Source organism: Collinsella aerofaciens, from assembly GCF_015560135.1.
Taxonomy (GTDB): domain Bacteria; phylum Actinomycetota; class Coriobacteriia; order Coriobacteriales; family Coriobacteriaceae; genus Collinsella; species Collinsella aerofaciens_AN.
The window spans coordinates 1-21,948 of record NZ_JADMRH010000023.1; the positions used below are offsets into that span (position 1 = coordinate 1).

The 21,948-nt window shown below is 58.7% G+C and carries 16 protein-coding genes; 4 read left to right on the plus strand and 12 right to left on the minus strand.

The genetic code is table 11. The features are described from left to right. Positions 1-137 precede the first annotated feature (137 nt). The 6 genes from I2H19_RS08590 to I2H19_RS08615 form a co-directional block, all read right to left on the minus strand. Positions 138-1,253: an SIS domain-containing protein gene (locus tag I2H19_RS08590; protein WP_195622383.1), complete on the minus strand. Its 1,116-nt coding sequence runs from the start codon at positions 1,251-1,253 to the stop codon at positions 138-140. A gap of 194 nt (positions 1,254-1,447) precedes the next feature. Continuing rightward, on the minus strand, positions 1,448-2,161 hold the full coding sequence (locus I2H19_RS08595; protein ID WP_195622384.1) for a GntR family transcriptional regulator: 714 nt from the start codon (positions 2,159-2,161) through the stop codon (positions 1,448-1,450). Continuing rightward, positions 2,146-2,913, minus strand: a complete 768-nt coding sequence (locus I2H19_RS08600) for a GntR family transcriptional regulator (RefSeq protein WP_195622385.1) — start codon at positions 2,911-2,913, stop codon at positions 2,146-2,148. Before I2H19_RS08600 ends, I2H19_RS08595 begins: the two co-directional genes overlap by 16 nt. 38 nt (positions 2,914-2,951) lie before the next feature. Further along, positions 2,952-3,440, minus strand: a complete 489-nt coding sequence (locus I2H19_RS08605) for a hypothetical protein (protein ID WP_195622386.1) — start codon at positions 3,438-3,440, stop codon at positions 2,952-2,954. 607 nt (positions 3,441-4,047) lie between these two features. Then, positions 4,048-6,576, minus strand: a complete 2,529-nt coding sequence (locus tag I2H19_RS08610) for a phosphoketolase family protein (RefSeq protein WP_195622387.1) — start codon at positions 6,574-6,576, stop codon at positions 4,048-4,050. A 204-nt stretch (positions 6,577-6,780) separates the two neighbouring features. Further along, positions 6,781-7,809 carry a LacI family DNA-binding transcriptional regulator gene (locus I2H19_RS08615; RefSeq protein ID WP_195622388.1) on the minus strand — a complete coding sequence of 343 codons (1,029 nt, stop codon included), beginning with the start codon at positions 7,807-7,809 and terminating at the stop codon, positions 6,781-6,783. Between the two features lie 207 nt (positions 7,810-8,016). Here I2H19_RS08615 and murB point away from each other — a divergent pair, with 207 nt between their 5' ends. Further along, complete coding sequence (gene murB, locus I2H19_RS08620; protein ID WP_195622389.1) at positions 8,017-8,979, plus strand: UDP-N-acetylmuramate dehydrogenase; 963 nt, start codon at positions 8,017-8,019, stop codon at positions 8,977-8,979. A gap of 218 nt (positions 8,980-9,197) precedes the next feature. Here the strand turns inward: murB and I2H19_RS08625 are convergent, their stop codons facing one another. Next, a complete protein-coding gene (locus tag I2H19_RS08625) occupies positions 9,198-10,403 on the minus strand; it encodes a coiled-coil domain-containing protein (protein WP_195622390.1) in 1,206 nt (401 codons plus the stop codon). A 266-nt stretch (positions 10,404-10,669) separates the two neighbouring features. On the opposite strand from I2H19_RS08625, the gene galE reads away from it, so the two are divergent. The 3 genes from galE to glgP all read left to right on the plus strand — a co-directional run bounded on the left by galE (position 10,670) and on the right by glgP (position 15,853). Then, positions 10,670-11,731 (plus strand): UDP-glucose 4-epimerase GalE, encoded by a 1,062-nt coding sequence (galE, locus tag I2H19_RS08630; protein ID WP_195622391.1) that lies wholly within the window; start codon positions 10,670-10,672, stop codon positions 11,729-11,731. A gap of 208 nt (positions 11,732-11,939) precedes the next feature. Continuing rightward, complete coding sequence (gene malQ / locus I2H19_RS08635; RefSeq protein ID WP_271745837.1) at positions 11,940-13,457, plus strand: 4-alpha-glucanotransferase; 1,518 nt, start codon at positions 11,940-11,942, stop codon at positions 13,455-13,457. Positions 13,458-13,585: 128 nt separating this feature from the next. After that, positions 13,586-15,853 carry a glycogen/starch/alpha-glucan family phosphorylase gene (gene glgP, locus I2H19_RS08640; protein ID WP_229089867.1) on the plus strand — a complete coding sequence of 756 codons (2,268 nt, stop codon included), beginning with the start codon at positions 13,586-13,588 and terminating at the stop codon, positions 15,851-15,853. A 457-nt stretch (positions 15,854-16,310) separates the two neighbouring features. Here glgP and I2H19_RS08645 read toward each other — a convergent pair whose 3' ends face one another. The 5 genes from I2H19_RS08645 to I2H19_RS08665 all read right to left on the minus strand — a co-directional run bounded on the left by I2H19_RS08645 (position 16,311) and on the right by I2H19_RS08665 (position 21,702). Further along, complete coding sequence (locus I2H19_RS08645; RefSeq protein ID WP_117640835.1) at positions 16,311-17,510, minus strand: ABC transporter ATP-binding protein; 1,200 nt, start codon at positions 17,508-17,510, stop codon at positions 16,311-16,313. Positions 17,511-17,578: 68 nt separating this feature from the next. Then, positions 17,579-18,418: a carbohydrate ABC transporter permease gene (locus I2H19_RS08650; protein WP_195622394.1), complete on the minus strand. Its 840-nt coding sequence runs from the start codon at positions 18,416-18,418 to the stop codon at positions 17,579-17,581. Beyond that, positions 18,418-19,272, minus strand: a complete 855-nt coding sequence (locus I2H19_RS08655) for a carbohydrate ABC transporter permease (protein ID WP_152073297.1) — start codon at positions 19,270-19,272, stop codon at positions 18,418-18,420. The genes I2H19_RS08650 and I2H19_RS08655 overlap by 1 nt, the downstream gene beginning before the upstream one ends. A gap of 87 nt (positions 19,273-19,359) precedes the next feature. Further along, entirely contained in the window at positions 19,360-20,676 is a 1,317-nt protein-coding gene (locus I2H19_RS08660) for an ABC transporter substrate-binding protein (RefSeq protein ID WP_195622395.1), read from the minus strand. A gap of 306 nt (positions 20,677-20,982) precedes the next feature. Continuing rightward, the gene (locus tag I2H19_RS08665) at positions 20,983-21,702 is read right to left on the minus strand and encodes a GntR family transcriptional regulator (RefSeq protein ID WP_138341399.1); all 720 of its coding nucleotides are present in this window, start codon (positions 21,700-21,702) and stop codon (positions 20,983-20,985) included. Positions 21,703-21,948 lie beyond the last annotated feature (246 nt).

Sequence of the window (21,948 nt, forward strand, 5' to 3'; positions counted from 1 at the left end):
TCGTAGACGTTCTTGCCGTCCTCGACGTAGCCCTCCTGGTCGAAATGCATGATCTCGATCTTCTCGGTTTCCTTCATTTGTCTCTCCTTTCTGGGGTTGTTTCCACATCCCCCATGCCAACGGGCATCAAAACCCGCTTACATTCCGTAACACTCAGCCGCTTTGGCCTTAAGCGCATTGACTGACTCTTCGTAGCCCTCTGCCTTGACCTCCATTTGCTTGGAGACAGCATCGAGATACGGGTGAACGTCCCATGACTTCAGACGCTCGGCGATTATTGCCGCAATCGTCTGGAAGAACACGAGATTGGGAATTGCGCTGAGCAGCGGAGCCACCTGAGGCACCACAACCTCGTGAGCCCCACCCTTGGGATGGGCCGTGAGCAGCACCGTTTTTGTCGTAACGTTCGATAGCGCATCGGCGATATTCGCAAGACGCTCCGACCCCTGCGGATCGTCGACAATAAACACCAGATAGCCCGGAACGATCTGCATCTCGGGACCGTGGACGAACTCCTCGCCTTCGTGATGCATGGCAGGAATCTTGATGGTCTCGCTCAGCTTGAGCGCTGCCTCCTCGGCAACACCATAGTTGGGGCCGTTGCCGATGACCATGGCGGGCGTGTGCTCAGAAAGCTCGAGCATGTGGTCTTGGACATATGCCTCGGCGGTCTTGCACATCACGGCATTGGCCTGGATAGCCTCGCGCAGGTCGTCAAGACGCTGGGCAACGCCCTTGGCGTCAATCGTTCCGCGCGCCTGACCGCCGTAAATACCAAAGAGCACCAGGTACTCAACGAGAACCTCGACGCCCAGAGTCACAAAGTCCACCGACTCGACGCCCACACCGTAGTCGAGAACGATGTCAGCGTGTTCCTTGATGGGTGCCTCGACGTTTGCCGTGAGCGCAACTGCAGCCATATCGTGTGCGCGCATGTAATCGAGCGCCGCAATCGTATTGGTTGAATAGCCGCTCTGCGAGACGGCAATGTTAAGCGCATGCTGTGGATAGGTGTGTTCAAAATCGACGAAGGCCTCGGGCGTCACAACGGACACCTGCATCTGCAGCGCATCTTGCAGGTAATCGCGGGCGCAATCCGCAGCATGGCGCGACGAACCCGAAGCAACGATGCGCAGCGCGTCAAAAGAACCGGACTGGAAAATATCAACGAGCTGCGCTACCAGCTCAGACGAACGCTCGAGGTTCTCTCCCATACGCACATGGGCAAGCTGAACGTAATCGAGCATCTTCATCGTCTCACCTCGTAACAAATCATTAGTACTTGATACCAATCACAGTTACAGGTTACGGCTTTTTGATACCTCTTTGTCGATTAATTTATCCCCATCGGCGAACGGTCGATTTTGAGCCATGTAAGGTTGTATATACGGTCTGCTCAACGAATCAAAATTCCGTCAACTTTTCAGCCCGTTATGCAAAAAACCAGCTAGTACGTATAGGTATATCCACCCGCATCACCGCGGTTAAACGACTTGACGTACTCGATCGCCTGGCCGCTCGCATCGAAGCTCACACACTCAAGCGTCAAAGCAAGATCGCCCTGCTCCAGTCCAAGCAGGCCGGCATCTCGCGCGCCCAGTGCTTCGATATCGAGCTTTTCCTGTGCCATGACCGGCTTTCGGCCCAGCATCTCATAGGTCTCGTACAAACTGAAGACCGACACGTCAATATTTTCGATTGTGGGAAACAGCAGGCACGGGATGAACGCCATCTCAATCGATACGGGATCGCCGTTGACGCAGTTCAAACGCCGAATCGAATACAGCAAATCGTCCTCGGCAATGCCAAACAGGTTGGCATAATATGGGCCCGCATAACGCTTGGAACGCGCGAGGATGCGGACGGACGGCTCGCCGCCCGAAGCACGAACCGACTCGCGAAAGCCTCCTGTTCGCTCGTAGGCAACGGGCACTTTCTGCGCCACAAACGCGCCCTTTCCGCGGACGCGTCGAATCTGCCCGCGCCGAACCAGTTCATCGACAGCACTTCGAATGGTCAAGCGTGTCGTACCAAATTCCTCGGCGAGGTCTTTTTCGGACGGAATCATGGAACCCGTGGGATATATGCCACGCTCGATACGCTCCTCGACGCGGCGTCGAATGCGCATATAAACCGGGGTGGCATCTACTGTTTCAGCCATTGTTCACCTGCCACGCTCCTCATGCCGTTCTTTTCGCCGTTATCGGCAAAGCGGAACTTTGTGGGCAAAATTACCGATTTGCAATGCTCCACAAAACGCATGTCCTTATCAAATTCGATCGTGCTCTCATAGAACACCGGCGTTCCCTCTTCTTGCTGGAGCAGCTCGGCCTCTTCGACGTTCAAACGCGAGATGGAGATATGCTCACGTCCATGCTCAACACGCACGCCACCTTCTTTGAGCAAGACATCGTAAAGGCTCTCACACTCAAAATCGTGCTCGGGAAGCGATGGGCACAGGGACAGGTTAACGTGAGCGGTCTCGATTGACGCCGGCTCGCCCTCAATAAGTCGAACGCGCTGCATGCGGAGCAAAGGAGCGCCTACAGCCACTCCAAGCTTGTCGGCAAGCGCCTCATCCGCCTCGATGATCCCGGTGGAAACCAGACGAGAAGAGGGGTGCAGGCCGGCAGTCCGCACAGCATCGGAGAAGTTATACGTTTCCTGGAAGATATTCAGCGGCTTGGGAGGACACACATACGTACCCGATCCGCGACGGCTCTCGAGCGTTCCACACGAGATGAGCCGCGTGATACCGGCACGCAACGCCGTACGCGAAACACCAATCTCTTCGCACAGCACGCGCTCGGCCGGCAGGCGATCGCCGCTGGCAAGCTGATGGTGCTGGATATACCAAAGAATTCCCTCAACAGCACGATCTTTGGGGGGAATCGCATAAGATTCGCCTGCCATTGCACAGACTCCTCATTCAGAAACGTATGCCGCCAAAATTAGGCCAGCCCTCCCATGGCATCAAATTCGGCCTTGATCTTCTCGGCGACATTCCGATACGACTTATATAGGCTTGAATCGCGTTTGACTTCGTCGGTCATAACGGGAATCTCTAATTTGGAAACCTCGTCTTTTCCCGTCTGAACCGCCACAACAACGCCCATACCAAGACACATATTACGCTTGGCAGCGTTCATTTTTGCCGCCTTGGCAGGATTTGCCAGGATACGCTGGGCAAATTCCTGTTTAGAGACCGCTTCTTCGGCCTCCGGATCGCCCGCCTCGGCCACTTCGCACTGCAGCACATCCGCATAGTCAAAAATCTTCGGCTCGCCGCCGCGCTGATGCACGGCCCACTTGCGGCGCGTGGCATCCTGGTAGATAGCCGGCAAAAACGTAAACCGCGGTGGGTCCAAAATCGTATCCGTGATGGTAAACACATCGGGATCAAAGGCATCCTGCGGGTTTTTCTTCTTGAACAGCCCCATATCACCCTCCCGTACTAGCATTAAACAACTCAAGCTGAATATAGCACCAATTTCAAGCCGCCACTTTACCGTATCGGTACGCGGCGTCTATGGCTCGCCCAGCGGAAGAGTTTACGGACGAGGGCCGGGGTGCCTGCCTTGTTTTGAGAAGTTCGCGGAGCCCACTTTTCAAAACAAGGCAGGCACCCCGGCCCTGGCGATGTAACCCTGGCTGACCATAGTTGGATGCACGGTCCGCAAGGCAGCGTGAGCAAAGTCCCTATTACATTAAAAAGAATCAGCCCCCGCATATCGAAACGGTCGAGAAGGCCTGCTCCGGGCGGGTTGCCTTGCTCCGGGAAGTTCGCAAAGCCCACTTCCCGGAGCAAGGCAACCCCGCCGGGCAAGACCCCAGCGCGAGACCGTCCAGCACAAGCGCTCCCCGAGCAACCGCTCGCCGCTGGTTGCACAAAAGTCAGCGAGCGGGTTCCAGGTGCCCCAGGTCGCCGTGAAAGAGGAGTGACGCGTACTTTATGTACGTGAGCGACGGTTTGAACGGCGAGATGGGGTGCCTGGAACCCGCGCAGCGTCGAGCCATTACGCGGTTTGGTAAAACCGCGTAACTAAGTTACTCGTTGTCGCCGGCAGTTAGCTGCGTTGCGGAGAGTGCGCCGTCGGCAGCGGTTGCGGCAGCGGCGTCGGGCCAGACCCAGTCGGTAAAGGCCGGGTGATCGAAGCCCTCGTCGCACGCGAACTCGAAGGCCTCGGTGCGGAACGCCTCCCACTCGTTAATCTGCTCGGCAAACTTATCGGCGTTGACCATGCGCAGCACGTCGGCGGCCAGGGCCCAGCGGTCCATGTTGTTCAGACGCAGCATGTCGAACGGCGTGGTCGTGGAGCCCTTCTCCTCGTAGCCGTGGACACGGAAGGCGTCGTGGCCGGGGCGGTTCCAAATCAGACGGCGGATCGTGCCGGCATAGGCGTGGAATGCGAAGAGCACGGGCTTCTCGCCGCAACCGAACAGCTCAGCCCAGCGCTCATCGCTGATGGCCCGGTCGTTCTCGCAGACGTTCTGGATCTTGAGCAGATCGACCACGTTGACGAACCACACCTTAATGCCTAGCTCGCGCAGCATATCGGTTGCAGCCAGAGCCTCGAGCGTCGGTACGTCACCGCACGTGGCGACCACGACGTCGGCCTCGGCGAGCGAGTCGGCAGTCGATGCCCACTCCCAAATCGCGACACCCTCGGCGAGCTCGGACTTGGCCTCGTCGACCGTCTGGAAGGTGGGGGCGGGCTGCTTGCCACAGAAGATGGCGTTGACGCAGTCGGTGGACTGGTAGACGCGCTCGGCCACAGCGAGGGCCATGTTGGCGTCAGCCGGATAGTAAGCATTCACGATGTGCGTGTCGTTGGCCTTGTTGAGCAACAGGTCGATGAAGCCGGGGTCCTGGTGCGAGAAGCCGTTGTGGTCCTGGCGCCACACGTGGCTCGACAGCAAAATGTTGAGGCCGCTGATGGGAGCACGCCACGGAATCTCACGCTTGGTGGCCTCGAGCCATTTGCAATGCTGGTTGACCATGGAATCGACGACGTGGACAAAGCTCTCGTAGGAGCTCCACACGCCGGAGCGGCCGGTGAGCACGTAGGCCTCGAGGAAGCCCTCGCACTGGTGCTCGGACAGTTGCTCGACAACCTTACCGGAGCCGGCCAGCAGCTCGTCGTTGGCCTCGTCCTCGTAGAATCCGGCATCCCACTGCTTCTTGGTCACCTTGTAGGCGGCCTGCAGGCGGTTAGACGCGGTCTCGTCGGGACCGAAGATACGGAAGTCGTCCATGTTCTTGGCCAGAACATCGGCAGTGTACTCACCAAAGACGCGGGCGGCCTCGGTGGAGCCCCAGCCGTGACCCTTACTTGCGACGGGAATCTCGTGGGCATGAATATCGGGCAATTCGAGCTCGCGGCGCACCTTGCCGCCGTTTGCATTGGGGTTGGCGCCGATGCGCAGCTCGCCGGTCGGCATAAAGGCCGTCACCTCGGGGCGCACCTGGCCCTCGGGCGTAAAGAGTTCCTCGGGCTTGTAGGAGCGCAGCCACTCGCGAAGCACACGGAAGTGCTCGTGGGTGTCCTTGGCACTCGCCAGCGGCACCTGATGCGCACGCCAGGAGTCCTCGGTCTTCTTGCCGTCGATGTGCTTGGGGCAGGTCCAGCCCTTGGGCGTGCGGAACACGATCATGGGATAGGCCGGGCGGACCACGGTCTCGCCCGCGGCTGCCTGGGCCTGAGCGGTGGCCTTGATGTCGCAAATCTCATCAAAGACCTGCTCAAACAGGGCGGCGAAACGCTCATGGATGCTCACGTGGCTCTCGTCGTCAAAGCCGGCGACAAAGAAGTGCGGCTTGTAGCCCATGCCCTCAAAGAACTTGGTGAGCTCCTCGTCGGACACGCGGGCAAGGATAGTGGGGTTGGCGATCTTGTAGCCGTTGAGGTGCAGGATCGGCAGGACGATACCGTCGGTTGCCGGGTTCACGAGCTTGTTGGACTGCCAAGAGGTCGCGAGCGGACCGGTCTCGGACTCGCCGTCGCCCACCACGGCCACGGCCAGCAGGCTCGGGTTGTCCATGACGGCGCCATAGGCGTGGCTGAGCGTGTAGCCGAGCTCGCCGCCCTCGTGGATGGAACCGGGCGTCTCGGGCGCAAAGTGGCTCGGAATGCCGCCGGGATAGGAGAACTGGCGGAAGAACTTCTGCAGGCCAGCCTCGTCATCGGTGATGTCGGGGCGAATCTCGCGGTAGGTGCCGTCGAGCAGCGACTGGGCAGTACCGGCGGGACCGCCGTGGCCAGGACCCATCAGGAAGATGGCGTTCTGGTTGTGGTCGGCGATGAGGCGGTTGACGTGGCCGAACAGGAAGTTGATGCCGGGCGTGGTTCCCCAGTGACCGACCAGGCGGTGCTTAACGTCCGGACGACCAAAGTCACGCGTCTCGCCGGTCTTCTCGTCGACAAAGTCAGCACGCATCAGCGGGTTGGAGCGAAGGTAAATCTGGCCGACGGACAGATAGTTCGAGGCACGCCAATACAGGTCGACACCCTCGAGCTCGGAAGCCGGAACCTCATGTCCCAGTTTTTGCCACGGCGTTCCCAGTGTTTTAGCCATTGTTTATGTCCCTTCGCTGCGCGGTCACCCTCCGATACGGCAACCTTTCGTTGGGACTAGTATATTTGCTAAAACGTTTTATCAAGGTGAAAAAACGTTTTATCATCCTTATTTGCCTTATGAATCGGCAAAACGAGACATTCACCTGCGGCATTGCCTGTCACAGGTACTTCACAATCGATCTCTACGAATTGATAAACGTGTTTAGTTGTGTTTAGTAAGCTCGAGCACGCTGTCCTTTACGATGAGCACAGGCTCCAAAACCACCTCTTCGGCACGCCTGCCGCCCTTGCCGGCAAGCCGCTTGGACATGCAGCCAAAAGCATGCTCGGCGAGCACACCCGGATCCTGCTCAATCGCCGTCAGCGCTGGCTCAAAGAGAACGTCGGCCGCCGAGTTGTCATAGCTTACGACCGAGATATCGCCCGGAATGCTCTTCCCCATCTCGTGCAGGCGCTTGAGCAGGCCGAGGGCAATGTTGTCCGAGCTTGCGAACACGGCGGTGGCGTCGGTTGCGAGCACCGCCTCCGAGGCCTCGTAGGCACTCGGGATGTAATACTCGCTCTCGAACTCCAAGCGCGCATCGATGGGCAGCCCCACCTCGCGCAGCGCACGCTCGTAGCCGGCGAGACGCTTGCGGCCCGTGTTGGACCGGCGCGCGTTGACCAGGCAGGCGATACGACGGTGACCCTGTTCGATTAGATAGCGGGTGGCCATGTAGCCGCCCATCTCGTGGTCGAACATCACCTTATCGCACTCGAGTCCCTCAATGGCACGGTCGACCATTACGGCCGGGATGGGCAGGTGGCTGACTTCTTCGCGCAGGGCGCGGTCATCGGAGAACTCGTCACCCACCACCAGAAAGACGCCATCAACGCCACGCGTCACCAGCTGGCGCAGCAGCTCCAGATCGTCATCGGCGCTTCCGCCCGAGCTGGTAATGAAGAGCGCATAGCCGTCCTCGCGGCAGCGCTTTTCCAGGCTGCCGGCGAGCGAGGCAAAAAATCGGCTCTCGATGTTGGGAACGATAAGGCCCAGCGTGCGCGACTCTCGCATGACCAGGCTGCGCGCGATCTGGTTGGGAACATAGTGGTTGCGTGCCGCGACCTCCTTGATGAGCTTGCGGTTTTCTTCCGAGATGCGACAGGGCCGATTGTTGAGCACAAGCGAGACCGACGAGGGGGAAAGCCCCACCTCCTGGGCGATCTGCTTCAGGGTTACCTTGTTGGCCATCTCGCTCCTTCCGGGTTTACGCGCAATCTCTTGAAAGTATAGCGACTGCCCATCTACCTCGGTGATAAACACTTTACCAATCCGGTAGACGGCTGTTTTATCGCCGCGATTGGTGCAAAGCAACCTGACCCCTTTGCACCAAATCCATCCGGGTGGGGTATATTGCATTCGATTGATGACAACGACCACCAAAAGGCGGATATTCGTATGCACGAGAACGACTTTTTTAACGAGGACCTGCTGTGCGCGCTTGCTGGCGTTGCCGGCGAGGACAACGTGCTGATGAGCGAGCCCATGCGCGAGCACACCACGTTTAAGATCGGCGGCCCGGCCGACGTCTTTGTCACGCCCGATACCGAGCAGGGCCTCGTCGCCACGCTCGACACCTGTTATCGCTGCGACCTGCCGCTCACCATCGTGGGCAACGGCTCCGACCTGCTCGTCGGCGACAAGGGCATCCGTGGCGTCGTCGTGGCGCTGGGCGAGGGACTCTCCGACATTACGGTCGACGGCACGCACGTCACGGCGGCAGCCGGCGCCTTGCTTTCCGATGTCGCCGCTGCGGCAGCCGAGGCCGGTCTAACCGGCATGGAGCCCATCTCGGGCATCCCCGGATCGGTCGGCGGCGCCTGCTACATGAACGCCGGTGCCTACGGTGCCTGCATGGCCGATGTGCTGGAGTCCGTGCGCGTCTACAAACCCGCTCGCCAGCTCGACGACGGCACCCGCGGCAGCGGCAACATCATCGAGTTCGATGTCGACGAACTCAACCTGGGCTATCGCAAGAGCCGCATCGCCGACGACGGCTTTATCGTTCTTTCTGCCACCTTCAACCTCGCACCGGGCAACGCCGCGATGATCAAGGCCGACATGGACGACTACCGCCAGCGCCGCGAGGACAAGCAGCCGATCGACATGCCGAGTGCCGGCTCCACCTTCAAGCGCCCCGAGGGCTACTTTGCCGGCAAGCTCATCATGGATGCCGGCCTGCGAGGACACGCCGTTGGCGGCGCGCAGGTGAGCGAGAAGCACTGCGGCTTTATCGTCAACGCCGACCACGCCACCGCCGCCGACGTCAACGAACTCATCCGCTACATCCAAACAACCGTCAAAGACCAATTCGGCGTAGACCTAGAACCCGAAGTCCACCGAGTAGGCGAATTCCTTTAACAAAGAAGGCCCCGAAAGGGGCCTTCACCATATTTATTCAGATAACCCAGTCCGGTGTGTCGCGCTCAGGACCCGAGAGGGCCGGGACAGTCCGAGAGGCATAAGGTTGATCGCGAGTTCCGCACGAGCCGGAGAGCACTTAATGTGCTCTCCGTGCGAGCAGGACTGCCCGAGCAGGCAACCTTATGCCTCTCGGGCTGTCCCGGACCAAGCCGCAGCTACGACAGCGCAATACCGCCAAGCCAGCCCCAACGCACGCCAGAGCCAGTGCCATAGAAGCTAATAAACGAATCGAGCGACTTAGACGTAATGGCACCCTCGTTGCTCATAACGATGCCGCCGCCAACGTAGATACCCACATGACCGTAGATGAGGCCCGGAGCACCCGTGCCGCTGTGCGAGGAATCGGCCACGATCATGCCCACCTGCAGCGCCGAGCGGTCGGAGCTATAGCACCATGCGTTAAACATATCGCATGCGTTACCGCCAAAGTAGCCAACGCCGGCGTTACGGAAGACATTGGTAACCCACGCCGCGCACCAGTTCTGACCCGGCGAAGGCGTGGAGTAGCACGCGTTGACGACGGCCTGCTGTTTGCCCGAGCCGGCATTCTGTTGCGGGGTTCCGGGCGCATACGATCCGCCACCCGAGCTTGAACCACCCGAGTAGGAATTGTTCTTGTTCGCGGCAGCCGCGGCAGCGGCAGCCTTCCTAGCGGCCTCCTCAGCCTGGGCGGCAGCGAGGATCTCGGAATCGCGCTGAGCCATGAGCTCCTTGACGTCGTCGGAAAGACCGTTCAGCACGGTCTGGACTTCTTGCTGCTTGGCCTGCATATCCTGCATCTGAGCCGTCTGCTGGTCCTTGAGTTTTTCCAGGTCGGCCTTTTGTGCTTCGAGCTCGGTCTTCTGTGCGTCGAGCTCAGCCTGAATCGTCTGGATATCCTCGATGGCATCGCGGTCGCTCTTGTTGATCTTCTCAACGTAATGCGCGTTGGCGACGAGTTCCTCAAACGAGCCAGAGGCCAGCAGCAGCGACAGGATGTTCGTGCCGCCGGACTTGTAGCTGGCGGCCACGCGATCGGAAAGGTCGTTGCGCTTCTTCTTGAGCTCGGCCTTCTTTTCATCGATCTGGGCCTGCGTGCCGTCAATCTTGCCCTGGACATTCTCGATGTCGTTGAGGGTCTGGGCATTCTTGTTGGCCAGCGCCGCATACTCATTTGCGATGCTGTCGAGCTGGGCCTGAACCTCGTCGAGCTGGGCCTGGGCGGCATTCAGTTTATCGGTGGTTTCTTTGGAAGCCTCCGCCGCATGGGCGCGAGCGGGCAGGCCAAAAAGAACTGCCGCAGAAGCGGCGCCGAACAGGGCCTTGAGGGCAGTGCGACGCGAGAGCTCCTGGGAAAGAATGGAATCGCTGTTTGGTGACATATGTACTCCGTTACATGCTTATTTATATGTCGCTCAACTCATACATATTAGCGTACATATGGCGCGTCCCAACGATTTCCACGAACGGCAGGAAACTGCAAGGTCGGCGGCTCGTAAGCAAGTGCCAAAGATCAGGTTATGCGTACGCAAGCTCTTCTATGAGCACGTTAACATAGTCCTCTGCTTTTCCTACAGCGCACGATTTGGGCGTCCCTGCCTGCGCTATACTCCCCTGAAGAAGTGTTCCTGATTCGATAGGAGACTACATGTCCCAAGCACTCGACCCCAAAGACACCTGCGTCCTCGTTACCGGCGGCGCCGGCTTTATCGGCTCGCACACCGTCGTTCAGCTGCTCGAGGGTGGCTACCAGGTCGTCATCGTCGATGATCTCTCCAACTCCAGCGCCGTCGCCGTCGACCGCGTCAAGACCATCGTGGGCGACGAGGCCGCCAAGAACCTCACCTTCTACGAGGCCAACGTGCTCGACCGCGATGCGATGAACAAGATCTTCGATACCCATCAGATCGACCGCGTCATCCACTTTGCCGGCTTTAAGGCCGTCGGCGAGTCGGTGAGCAAGCCCGTCGAGTACTACCACAACAACATCGAGAACACCCTGGTGCTCATCGACGTCATGCACAACCATGGCTGCAAGTCCATCATCTTCTCGAGCTCCTCGACCGTCTACGGCGACCCGGACAACCCGCCCGTCACCGAGGAGGATCCTAAGAAGCCCGCGACCAACCCCTATGGTTGGACCAAGTGGATGATCGAGCAGATCCTTATGGACGTCCACACCGCCGACCCCGAGTGGGACGTCGTGCTGCTCCGTTACTTCAACCCCATCGGCGCCCATCCGTCGGGCCTGATCGGCGAGGACCCCAAGGGCATCCCCAACAACCTGGTGCCCTATGTCGCCCAGGTCGCCGTGGGCAAGCTCGAGGCCGTTCAGGTCTTTGGCAACGACTACCCCACCCCCGACGGCACCGGCGTGCGCGACTACATCCACGTGTGCGATCTGGCCTCTGGTCACGTTGCCGCCCTTAACTGGATGAACGGCAAGACCGGCGTCGAGATCTTTAACTTGGGCACCGGCACCGGCACCTCGGTACTCGAGGTCGTCGCTGCCTTCTCCAAGGCTTGTGGCAAGGAGCTGCCCTACGTGATCCGCGAGCGCCGCGCCGGCGACATCGCTGCCAACTGGTGCGATGCCTCCAAGGCCGAGCGCATGATGGGCTGGAAGGCCCAATACGACATCGCGGACATGTGCCGCGATAGCTGGAACTGGCAGAGCCACAACCCCAACGGCTTCGCCGACGCCGAGTAGCAAAAACCTACATACCGCTCTTGCCCCGATCTCACGTTGTGAGGTCGGGGCTTTTTCATGGCATGTAACCATTCGCCGAAAATCGACCAACTTTTTTATCTTGCCTGTACATGTTTAAACAACATGTTTTACAATAGGCGTATCGAATCAGAACATCGGAGGCGGACTGCACACCCATCGGCAGGCCGACCCCACAACAAGAAGGTTGGTGAGCGCATTCATGGAGCGTGCAAGCGGCGTCCTCATGCCCGTCTCATCTCTGCCCGGACCATACGGAATCGGCGGCTTTGGTTGGAATGCCTACGACTTCGTCGATTTTCTCGCCTCGTGCAAACAACATTACTGGCAGATTCTGCCCCTTACGACGACCAGCTATGGCGATTCGCCCTATCAGTCGTTCTCGGCCCGCGCAGGCAACCCCAACTTTATCGACTTTGCCGAGCTTATCGAGGCAGGGTATCTGGAGCAGCGCGATATCGATGGCGTGTATCTGGGATCCGACCCCAGCAATGTCGACTACGGTGCTATCTTTGGCGGCCGCCGTCAGATTCTCGACCGCGCCGCCGAGCGCTTTGCTGCCGACAAGCCGGCCGATTTCGATGACTTTATCCAGGCCAACGAGGACTGGCTCATCCCCTACTGTGAGTTCATGACCGTCAAAGAGGAGTGCGGTCTCAAGGCGTTCTGGGAGTGGCCCGCGGAGCTCCACACCCGCGGCGAGGCTTCCGCCAAGGTCTGCGCCGACCATCCGGCGCGTATGCTCTACCACCAGATGACGCAGTACTTCTTCGATCGCCAGTGGAGCCGCCTCAAGGCCTATGCCAACGAGCGCGACATTCTCATCATCGGCGACCTGCCCATCTATGTCTCGCGTGACTCCGTCGAGATGTGGGCGACGCCTGAGCTCTTTAAGATCGATGCCGCCGGCAATCCCGTGAGCGTCGCCGGCACGCCGCCCGACCAGTTCTCGGCCACCGGCCAGTACTGGGGCAACCCCATCTACGACTGGGACGCCATGGAGTCCGACGGCTTCTCCTGGTGGGAAAGCCGCATTCGCGCCGCCCTCGACATGTACGACGTCATCCGCCTGGATCACTTCCGCGGCTTCGAGGCCTATTGGGAGGTGCCGTTCTCCTCGCCCGATTCGTCCTACGGTTCGTGGACGCAGGGTCCCGGCCTCAAGTTCTTCAAGACGCTCAAGGAAAAGCTCGGCACGCTGCCCATCATCGCCGAGGACCTGGGCTTCCTCACCCCCGGCGTCATCGACATGCGCGACAACTCGGGTTTCCCCGGCATGAAGATCCTGCAGTTTGCCTTTGAGGGCACCAACTCGTACTACCTGCCGCATAACTACATCGCCAACACCGTCGCCTATGTGGGCACCCACGATAACGAGACGGCGCGCGGTTGGTTTGAGGGAACGGCCACCCCGCGTCAGCGCGAGCAGACAGCCCTGTACACCCATCAGCAGGCCGGCGAGCCCATCACCGACGCGCTCAACCGAACCATCGCAGCCAGCGTGAGCGACACGTGCATCTACACCATGCAGGACCTGCTCAACTTGGGCAACGAGGCGCGCATCAACACCCCCGCCACACTGGGCGGCAACTGGACCTGGCGCATGCTCGACGGCGCCATCACCCGCGAGCTCGAGCACAAACTCACCGACTGGACCGAGACCTACTTCCGCATCCCATCGGAAGCCGAAATCGAGCTTCCTCAATAGGAGCTACCGCGCCCGACCCCTCCCCACCGTGCGGACGCGCTTGCTTTTCCCGCGCGAGGCCACCCCAATCCCCTCGCGCGGGCTTCTCATGAATTGCAGACATGAAACAACCCATCACAGGAGAAAACATGCCCCAAATTAACCTCATGGAACTCGCCAAGCAGTCTTTTGGCACCTCGCTCGAGCAGCTCGACGACCGTCGCATTTACAAGCTGCTGGTCAAACTCGTGCAGGAGCGCTCCGCTGCCTGCCCGCTCAACAACGGCAAGAAAAAGCTCTATTACATTTCCGCCGAATTTTTGATCGGCAAGCTGCTCATCAACAACATGATCGACCTCGGCATCTACGACGAGGTTAAGGACCAGCTCACCGCCGCAGGCCACGACCTCAACAAGATCGAGGAATTCGAGGTCGAGCCGTCGCTCGGCAACGGCGGCCTGGGTCGCCTGGCCGCGTGCTTCCTGGATTCCATCGCCACGCTGGGCTTGACCGGCGATGGCGTGGGCCTCAACTATCACTACGGCCTGTTCCGTCAGCGCTTTGTCGACAACCAGCAGAAGGCCGTCCCCGACGAGTGGCTCGGTGAGCAGGACATCCTAGTCGACGATGACCGCTCCTACACCGTCGAGTTCGGCGATTTTGCCGTTACCTCCAAGCTCGTCAACATCGATGTGCCCGGTTACGGCCAGCCCACCAAGAACCGCCTGCGCCTGTTCGACCTGGCGAGCGTCGACGACGGCCTGGTCCCCGGCAGTTCCATCGACTTCGACAAGACCGAGATCGCCAAGAACCTCACCTTGTTCCTCTACCCCGACGATTCCGATGAGCAGGGCCGCCTGCTTCGCATCTATCAGGAGTACTTCATGGTGAGCAACGCCGCCCAGCTCCTGATCGACGAGGCCATCGAGCGCGGCAGCAACCTGCACGACCTGGCCGACTACGCCGTGGTCCAGATCAACGACACGCACCCCACCATGGTCATTCCCGAGCTCATCCGCCTGCTCACCACCGAGCATGGCATCGAGTTTGACGAGGCCGTGACCATCGTACGCTCCATGGTCGCCTACACTAACCACACGATTCTTGCCGAGGCGCTCGAGAAGTGGCCGCTCGCCAGCCTGCAGAAGGTCTCCCCTGCCATCGCCGACATTATCGTCAAGCTCGATGAGGTTGCGAAGGCCGAGCACGATGACCCGCGCGTCGCCATCATCAACGAGCACGGCACCGTCCACATGGCCCACATGGACATCCACTTTGGCTTCTCCATCAACGGTGTAGCCGCCCTCCACACCAAAATCCTGGAGGACACCGAGCTTCATCCGTTCTACGAAATCTATCCCGAGAAGTTCTCCAACAAGACCAACGGCATCACCTTCCGCCGCTGGATCCATGGTGCCAACCCCGCGCTCGCCAGCCTGCTCGACGATGTGATCGGCACCGACTGGCGCAGCACCGGCGATCTGAGCAAACTCGCCAAGTTCGCCGACGACAAGGACGTTCTTGAGCGCCTGGCCGCCACCAAGGTCGAGGCCAAGGCCATCATGCGCCAGTTCATGGCGCTCGAGCAGGGCGTGACCATTCCCTCCAACGCCATCATCGACGTCCAGGTCAAGCGCATCCACGAGTACAAGCGCCAGCAGATGCTTGCGCTCTACATCATCTGGAAGTACCTCGATATCAAGAACGGCAACAGACCTAAGCACCCCGTCACCATCATTTTTGGCGGCAAGGCGGCGCCTGCCTACACTATCGCGCAGGACATCATCCATCTGATCTTGACGCTGTCGCAGTGGATTGCAAACGACCCCGACGTGGCTCCCTACCTGCAGGTTGTCATGATCGAGAACTACAACGTCACCGCCGCCGAGCGCGTGATCCCCGCCGCTGACATCTCCGAGCAGATCAGCCTGGCCTCCAAGGAGGCGAGCGGCACCTCCAACATGAAGTTCATGCTCAACGGCGCCCTAACCCTGTGCACGCTCGACGGTGCCAACGTGGAGATTGCCGAGCTCGTGGGCGACGAGAACATCTATACCTTTGGCGCCTCGTCCAAACAGGTTGAGCAGCTCTACGCCGACGGCACCTACAACGCCGGTGCGCTCTACCGCAAGCCCGGCATTAAACTGCTGGTGGACTTCATCACCAACCCGGCCTTTATGGCGACCGGCAATGCCGAGCGCCTGCAGCGCCTGCACGACGACATTAAGGGCAAGGACTGGTTTATGGCCCTGCTCGACATTGAGGAGTACATCCAGACCAAGGAGCGCGTGCTGGCCGACTACGAGGACCAGGACGCCTGGATGCGCAAGGCGCTCATCAATATCGCCAACGCCGGCACCTTCTCGTCCGACCGCACCATCTCCCAGTACAACGACGAGATCTGGCACCTGAACTAATTTCACTTCCCTTACCCATCCTCTTGAGAAACGGAGTCGTGGCGACACGGCTCCGTTTTTTGTGCCCGCACGTTACCCTGCAACCCGACTCGACCGAAGAATCTCGATCTGTAACAGCTACTCGGTAAAAACGGCCCCAGCTGTTACAGATTGAGACATACCGGCCCCTCCCCTTGGGTTTATCTCAATCTGTAACATCTAGCAGCTGAAATTCGCCTTTGGTGTTACAGATTTAGATGAAATGGTTAGCTCGGCGGAACCGTCTCGATCTGTAACATCTAACGTCCGAAATCGGCCCTACCCGTTACAGATCGAGACAAACGACCGGTCAGACAATCCCAACACAAAGAAAGGCTCCCCTCTCGCCCAGTGGACGGGAGGGGAGCCTTATATGTGACCGCGGCAAAAGGATGGCAATACCGCAGTCGCCCAAAGGAAGGGCCTGGATGTACCGGGCCTAGATAAGGTTCTTACCAGATACCTTATCGAAGAGATGGGTCGCGTTCTTCTCGAACTTGAACCAGATGGGGTCGCCCGCCTTGAGCGCACCCTTGGCCTCGAGGTCGACGACGGGAATGATCAGGACAAACTGACCGTCGGGAGCGGTCACGTGGACATGCTCGGTCGAGCCCATGAGCTCGGTCACCTCGACGGTGCCCTGGAGCGCGCCCTCCTCGCCCTTATCGGCAAGAAGAATCTGCTCGGGGCGCACGCCAGCCGTAATCTCCTTCACGTCGCCGCCGTCCCAGTTGAGCGCGAGCTGAGCGCAGGTCTCGGGGGCAAGCGCCACGTTCATGTCCTCGGTCTTGACGGTAAAGCCGTTGCCAGAGCGAACCAGCTGAGCATCGAAGAAGTTCATCTGCGGAACGCCGATAAAGCCGGCAACAAAGATGTTCGCGGGGTGGTTGAAGACCTCCTGCGGCGTGGCGATCTGCTGGACGACGCCGTCCTTCATGACCACGATACGATCGCCGAGGGTCATGGCTTCGGTCTGGTCGTGAGTGACGTAGATGAACGTGCCCTTGATCTCGTGGCGCAGCTTGATGAGCTCGGCACGCATCTGGTTACGCAGCTTGGCGTCCAGGTTGGACAGCGGCTCGTCCATCAGGAAGACCTTAGGATCACGCACGATGGCGCGGCCGATGGCGACACGCTGGCGCTGACCGCCCGAAAGCGCCTTAGGCTTACGGTCGAGGTACTCGGTGATACCCAAGATCTCGGCAGCGGAGCGAACCTTGCGGTCGATCTCGTCCTTGGGGACCTTCTTGAGCTCAAGCGTAAACGCCATGTTCTCGTATACCGTCATGTTGGGGTACAGAGCGTAGCTCTGGAACACCATGGCGATGTCGCGGTCCTTGGGCGCCACGTCGTTGACGCGCTTGCCGTCGATGAGCACGTCGCCCGAGGTAATGTCCTCCAGGCCGGCGACCATGCGCATCGTCGTGGACTTACCGCAGCCAGAGGGGCCAACGAGAACGATGAACTCCTGGTCATGCACGGTGAGGTTAAAGTCCTCCACCGCGAGCACGCCGTCCTCGGTAACCTTGAGGTTGTGCTTCTTCTCCTCGGTCTTCTTCTTTTTGCCAAAGAAGCCCTTCTTTTTGGACTCGTTGTTGGGATACACCTTCTGAACATGTTTGAGAACGATCTCGGCCATGTCTCTACCTTTCGATACGCGGCGCCACGCTGAGGGGCGCCGCTAAAACTTGCAAAACAGTTACGGCATCAGCCCTTGACGGCACCTGCCACCACGCCGTCAATGATGTACTTCTGGCAGAGGATGTACATGATGACGATGGGGACAACGACCATCATGATGCAGGCCATCATGGGGCCGAGCTCGACATGGCCGTAGCCGCCGCGGAAGTACTGGATCAAGATAGGAATGGTCTTGTACTTGGTGGAGTCGAGCGTAAGGTAGGGCAGCAGGTAGTCGTTCCAGACCCACATGGTCTCGAGAATGCCGACCGAAAGATAGGTGGGCTTCATGATGGGGAGGACGATCTTAAAGAACACCTGGACCGGGTTGCAGCCATCAATCATGGCCGCCTCTTCGATCTCGAGCGGGATGTTCTTTACAAAGCCGGCGAACATAAAGACCGCCAGGCCCGCGCCAAAGCCAAGGTAGATAAAGCAGATGTTGAACGGTGTGTTAAAGCCGATGCGGTCCGCCAAATTGGACAGCGTGAACATGAGCATCTGGAAGGGCACGACCATCGAGAAGACGAACAGGTAATAGAAGAAGTTCGAGATCTTGCTGTTGACACGCACTACGTACCAAGCGCACATGGAGCAGCACACCAAGATCAGCACGACCGACGTAACCGTGATGATGAGCGAATACATAAAGGCCGAGGCAAAGCCCTGCTCGTTAAGGGCGTGCACGTAGTTTGCAAGACCGTTGAACGTCTCAGGCGTAAGCAAATCGAACGCCGTGGTGGTGCTGATTGCAGTTCCCTTTTTAAAGGAATTGAGCGCAATCATGAACACGGGGTAGATCCACGCGAGCGACAGGATCGTAAAGAAAATCGAGAGTGCGCGGTTAATAGCCTTATCGCGTTTCATTACTGCTGCACCTCCTTGGACCTCGTGGCCTTAAGCTGGATCATGGAAATAGCAACGACCAGGATACAGAAGATGACTGCCTTGGCCTGGCCAATGCCCTGCCATGCGATGCCGGCACGCGAGTAGAACGTGTTGTAGATGTTCAGGGCGAGCATCTCGGTGGAGTGTGCGGGAGCGCCGCCGGTAAGGGCGAGGTTCTGGTCGAACAGCTTAAATCCGTTGGTGATGGACAGGAACAGGCAGATGGTAATCGTCGGCATCAGATTGGGGATCTTAACCTTCCAGAACGTCTGCCATGCCGTGGCACCGTCAACCTTGGCGGCCTCGATGTAGTCGGACGGAATGGACTGCAGACCGGCGATGTAGATGATCATCATGTAGCCGACCTGCTGCCACAGGGTCAGGATGATAAGGCCCCAGAAGCCGGCAGCGGAGTTAAGGGCAATAAGGTCGGCGCCGATGTTGGAGAGCAGGCAGTTGATCAGAATCTGCCAAATGTAGCCCAGCACGATGCCGCCAATCAGGTTAGGCATGAAGAAGATCGTACGGAAGATGTTAGTGCCCTTGAGCGCCTTGCGGGTGAGCGCCTGCGCAATGGCGAGGGCGATCACGTTGATGAGCACCGTCGACAGGAAGGCAAACGCCACCGTAAAGAAGAACGACGTGGCAAACTGCGGATCGGACAGCGCGCGCACGTAGTTCTCGATACCGACAAAGTGCGTGTTGTTAATGGTAATAAACTGGCAGAACGAGAGATAGAAGCCCTGGATAAAGGGAATCACGAACCCGATCATAAACGCCAGGCACGTGGGCAGCATAAAGAGCGGCCACCAGCGCTTGAGTGCTTTGCCCATAGAAGGGTCCTTTCAATATGCAGGGGGCGGGCAAACCAACGTCTGCCCGCCCCCTGTCGCTAATCAGATAGCTTGGGCAGCAATTGCTTACTCGGAAGCAGCCTTCTCGGTCTTCCAGCCATCGACGAAGGCGTTCTTGACGCCGTCCCACTTGCTGTTGTCGGCAGCATAGGCGATCAGAGCCTGCTTGAGGTTCTTCTTCCACTCCTCAGAGGGGATGTAGACGAAGTCCCAAGCGACGGTCTTCTTGCCGTCCTTGGCCATGGCAACGGCCTGCTGCGAGAAGACGTTGGTGGTCTCCTTGGCGCTCTTGAACGGAGCGGTCAGACCCATCTTGTCGGCGATGATGCTGGTCGGGGTGTCAGCGGTGACGCACCAGTACATGAAGTCCTCGGTGGCCTTCTGAGCATCCTCGGAAGCCTGGGAGCTCACGCACCAGTAGTTCTCGCCGCCGGAGCACAGGCCCTGGTTCTCCTCGCCGTCAACGCCGATGTAGATAGGCATCATGCCAATCTGGTCGTCGCTCATGCCGGCCTTGATGAGGTCAGAGTAGGCCCAAGAGCCGTTCTGATAGAAGACGGCCTTGCCGGTTGCGAACTCGTTGGTGGCGTCGTCGCCGGTCTTGGAAGCAAGCTGCGAAGGATCGCAGGTGGAGTCGGTGGTGTACAGGTCGAAGATCTGCTTGTAGTTGTCGAGATACTCGCCCTTGATCTCGTCGTCCTCCTGGTTGTGCTCCTTCTCAAACTCGTAGTAGAGCGGGAGGTTGGCGAGGTGGGTGGTGTAGCGCCAGCTGGAGGAGTCATCCATGCCGGCAGAAGTGAAGGCACCCTCAACACCAAGCTCGTCCTTGCGGGCCTGGATGTCGTCGGCACAAGCCTTCAGCTTATCGAAGGAGTTGATGTCCTCGGCCTTGTAGCCAGCCTTCTCGAGCAGCTGCTTGTTGTAGATGATGCCGTAGCTCTCCTGGACCCAGTCGATACCCAGATCCTTGCCATCGGACTGCAGAGCCAGGGAGTCGTCAATGAGCTCACCGCGGAGCTTGGTATCGGACAGGTCGGCGCAGTAATCCTTCCAGTTCTTAAGACCGGTGGGGCCGTTGACCTGGAACAGGGTCGGAGCGGAGCTCTTGGACATCTCAGACTTGAGCTTCTCCTCGTAGGTGTTGGAGGCGGCGGTCACGATCTTGACCTCGACGCCCTTCTCCTCCTTGTACGCCTTGGCGATCTCCTTCCACTCCTTGTCGACCTCGGGCTTGAATTGGAGGAAGTAGACCTCGGCGGCGTCACCAGAAGCAGAGGAGCCGGAGCCGGCGGAGCCACCGCAGCCCACAAGACCCAGACCCAGAACCGCAGCCGCGGAACCAGCAAAGCCCAGGAACTGCCTTCTGCTCATTTCGTTCTTCATTACAATCCACCCTTTCACACCGTGGCGGCACCCTTTGCCGCCGCCTTCGGAGATTGGCTCGGGGACTTTGCCCCTTTTGCTGATTTGTACGATACTCTATTTGGCTAGTTGTTTGAACAAGTATTACTAGAGCGGTAGAAAAACTCCGGTGAACGGTAATTTCAACTTGATACTTGACAAGTTTTGTATAAACAATTATTTGTTATCGAATGCAGAGAAAACGCCCGGTCAAGCCGATGCATCGTCGGTTTGACCGGGCGTTTTCTCTTTGAGGGCATGAGTCTCGTCAGGCTGCGAGCTAGCCGGCTATCGCTTGGAGTTGACGCGGTAGTGGAAGATCTCGGGATGCGTGCGGGCATGCGTGACCTCGAACAAGATGCCGTCCGAGGTGTACGACTGGCTCTCCATGACGGCAACGCAGTTGTATTTGCCAAGGTCAAGATAGCTGCAGTCCTCATCGTTGGCAAGCTCGACGCTCACCGTACGGCGACTCGCCATCACTTTGACGCCGCGTTTGTGCTCCAGATAGTCGTAAATTGACTTTGCAGCGATCTCGGGCGTCAGGCCTTTGGCGATCGACTCCAGAAAATAGCCGTGGTCCACCTGGCGAGCGCTACCGTTAAGGCTACGGACGCGCACCACGCGAATCAACTCCTCGCCCACCTTAAAGCCCAGGTGACGAGAGAGTTGCTCGGTGCAGACCAGATGTTCAAAAGACTTAACGTCCGTCGATGCAACGGCATTGTTGCGCTTTGCAAACTCGCCAAACGACTCAACCTCTTCGAGTGCGCCCAACATGTCGGTTTCGCCCTTAAGCCAAATAACGCGCACGCCCTTGCCGTGTATGGGCTGCACAAACATCCCGTCGGCCAGCATACTCAAGGCGCGACGGACGGTATTGCGAGTGCATCCGAACTCCGCGGTCAGCTCGGCTTCGGTTGGCAGCATCTCCTGAAACGCATAGGTCCCATTAATGATGCGCGAGCGTATTTCTCGGTAGATTCCTTCGTATATCGCTTTTGGCATTGTTTCACCTCTAATGAATATGTATGGCTAGGCACGATAGCATTTCTTTGGGTTGTTTAAACCGATTATCGGTAAAGCACGGATTATTTACCGTCGACGGTTCCCCCGAAACTTAAATCGGACCGAATCAAAACCGTCAATGCGGCAAGCAGCCAGTCCTCTACAATGAGTTCATTGTTTAAACGTTCTTGCTCGCACAGCATGTTGCATCCGAAAGGCATATTATGCTGCAAAAAATCCAACGCT

Excerpts from the sequence above, each read along its gene's own strand:
- I2H19_RS08605 (WP_195622386.1), bottom strand. The coding sequence starts at position 3,440 with ATGGGGCTGTTCAAGAAGAAAAACCCGCAGGATGCCTTTGATCCCGAT.
- glgP (WP_229089867.1), top strand. The coding sequence starts at position 13,586 with ATGCCCCAAATTAACCTCATGGAACTCGCCAAGCAGTCTTTTGGCACC.
- I2H19_RS08645 (WP_117640835.1), bottom strand. The coding sequence starts at position 17,510 with ATGGCCGAGATCGTTCTCAAACATGTTCAGAAGGTGTATCCCAACAAC.
- I2H19_RS08660 (WP_195622395.1), bottom strand. The coding sequence starts at position 20,676 with ATGAAGAACGAAATGAGCAGAAGGCAGTTCCTGGGCTTTGCTGGTTCC.
- I2H19_RS08595 (WP_195622384.1), bottom strand. The coding sequence starts at position 2,161 with ATGGCTGAAACAGTAGATGCCACCCCGGTTTATATGCGCATTCGACGC.
- I2H19_RS08625 (WP_195622390.1), bottom strand. The coding sequence starts at position 10,403 with ATGTCACCAAACAGCGATTCCATTCTTTCCCAGGAGCTCTCGCGTCGC.
- I2H19_RS08650 (WP_195622394.1), bottom strand. The coding sequence starts at position 18,418 with ATGAAACGCGATAAGGCTATTAACCGCGCACTCTCGATTTTCTTTACG.
- I2H19_RS08655 (WP_152073297.1), bottom strand. The coding sequence starts at position 19,272 with ATGGGCAAAGCACTCAAGCGCTGGTGGCCGCTCTTTATGCTGCCCACG.
- I2H19_RS08665 (WP_138341399.1), bottom strand. The coding sequence starts at position 21,702 with ATGCCAAAAGCGATATACGAAGGAATCTACCGAGAAATACGCTCGCGC.
- I2H19_RS08600 (WP_195622385.1), bottom strand. The coding sequence starts at position 2,913 with ATGGCAGGCGAATCTTATGCGATTCCCCCCAAAGATCGTGCTGTTGAG.
- I2H19_RS08590 (WP_195622383.1), bottom strand. The coding sequence starts at position 1,253 with ATGAAGATGCTCGATTACGTTCAGCTTGCCCATGTGCGTATGGGAGAG.
- I2H19_RS08610 (WP_195622387.1), bottom strand. The coding sequence starts at position 6,576 with ATGGCTAAAACACTGGGAACGCCGTGGCAAAAACTGGGACATGAGGTT.
- murB (WP_195622389.1), top strand. The coding sequence starts at position 8,017 with ATGCACGAGAACGACTTTTTTAACGAGGACCTGCTGTGCGCGCTTGCT.
- I2H19_RS08615 (WP_195622388.1), bottom strand. The coding sequence starts at position 7,809 with ATGGCCAACAAGGTAACCCTGAAGCAGATCGCCCAGGAGGTGGGGCTT.
- galE (WP_195622391.1), top strand. The coding sequence starts at position 10,670 with ATGTCCCAAGCACTCGACCCCAAAGACACCTGCGTCCTCGTTACCGGC.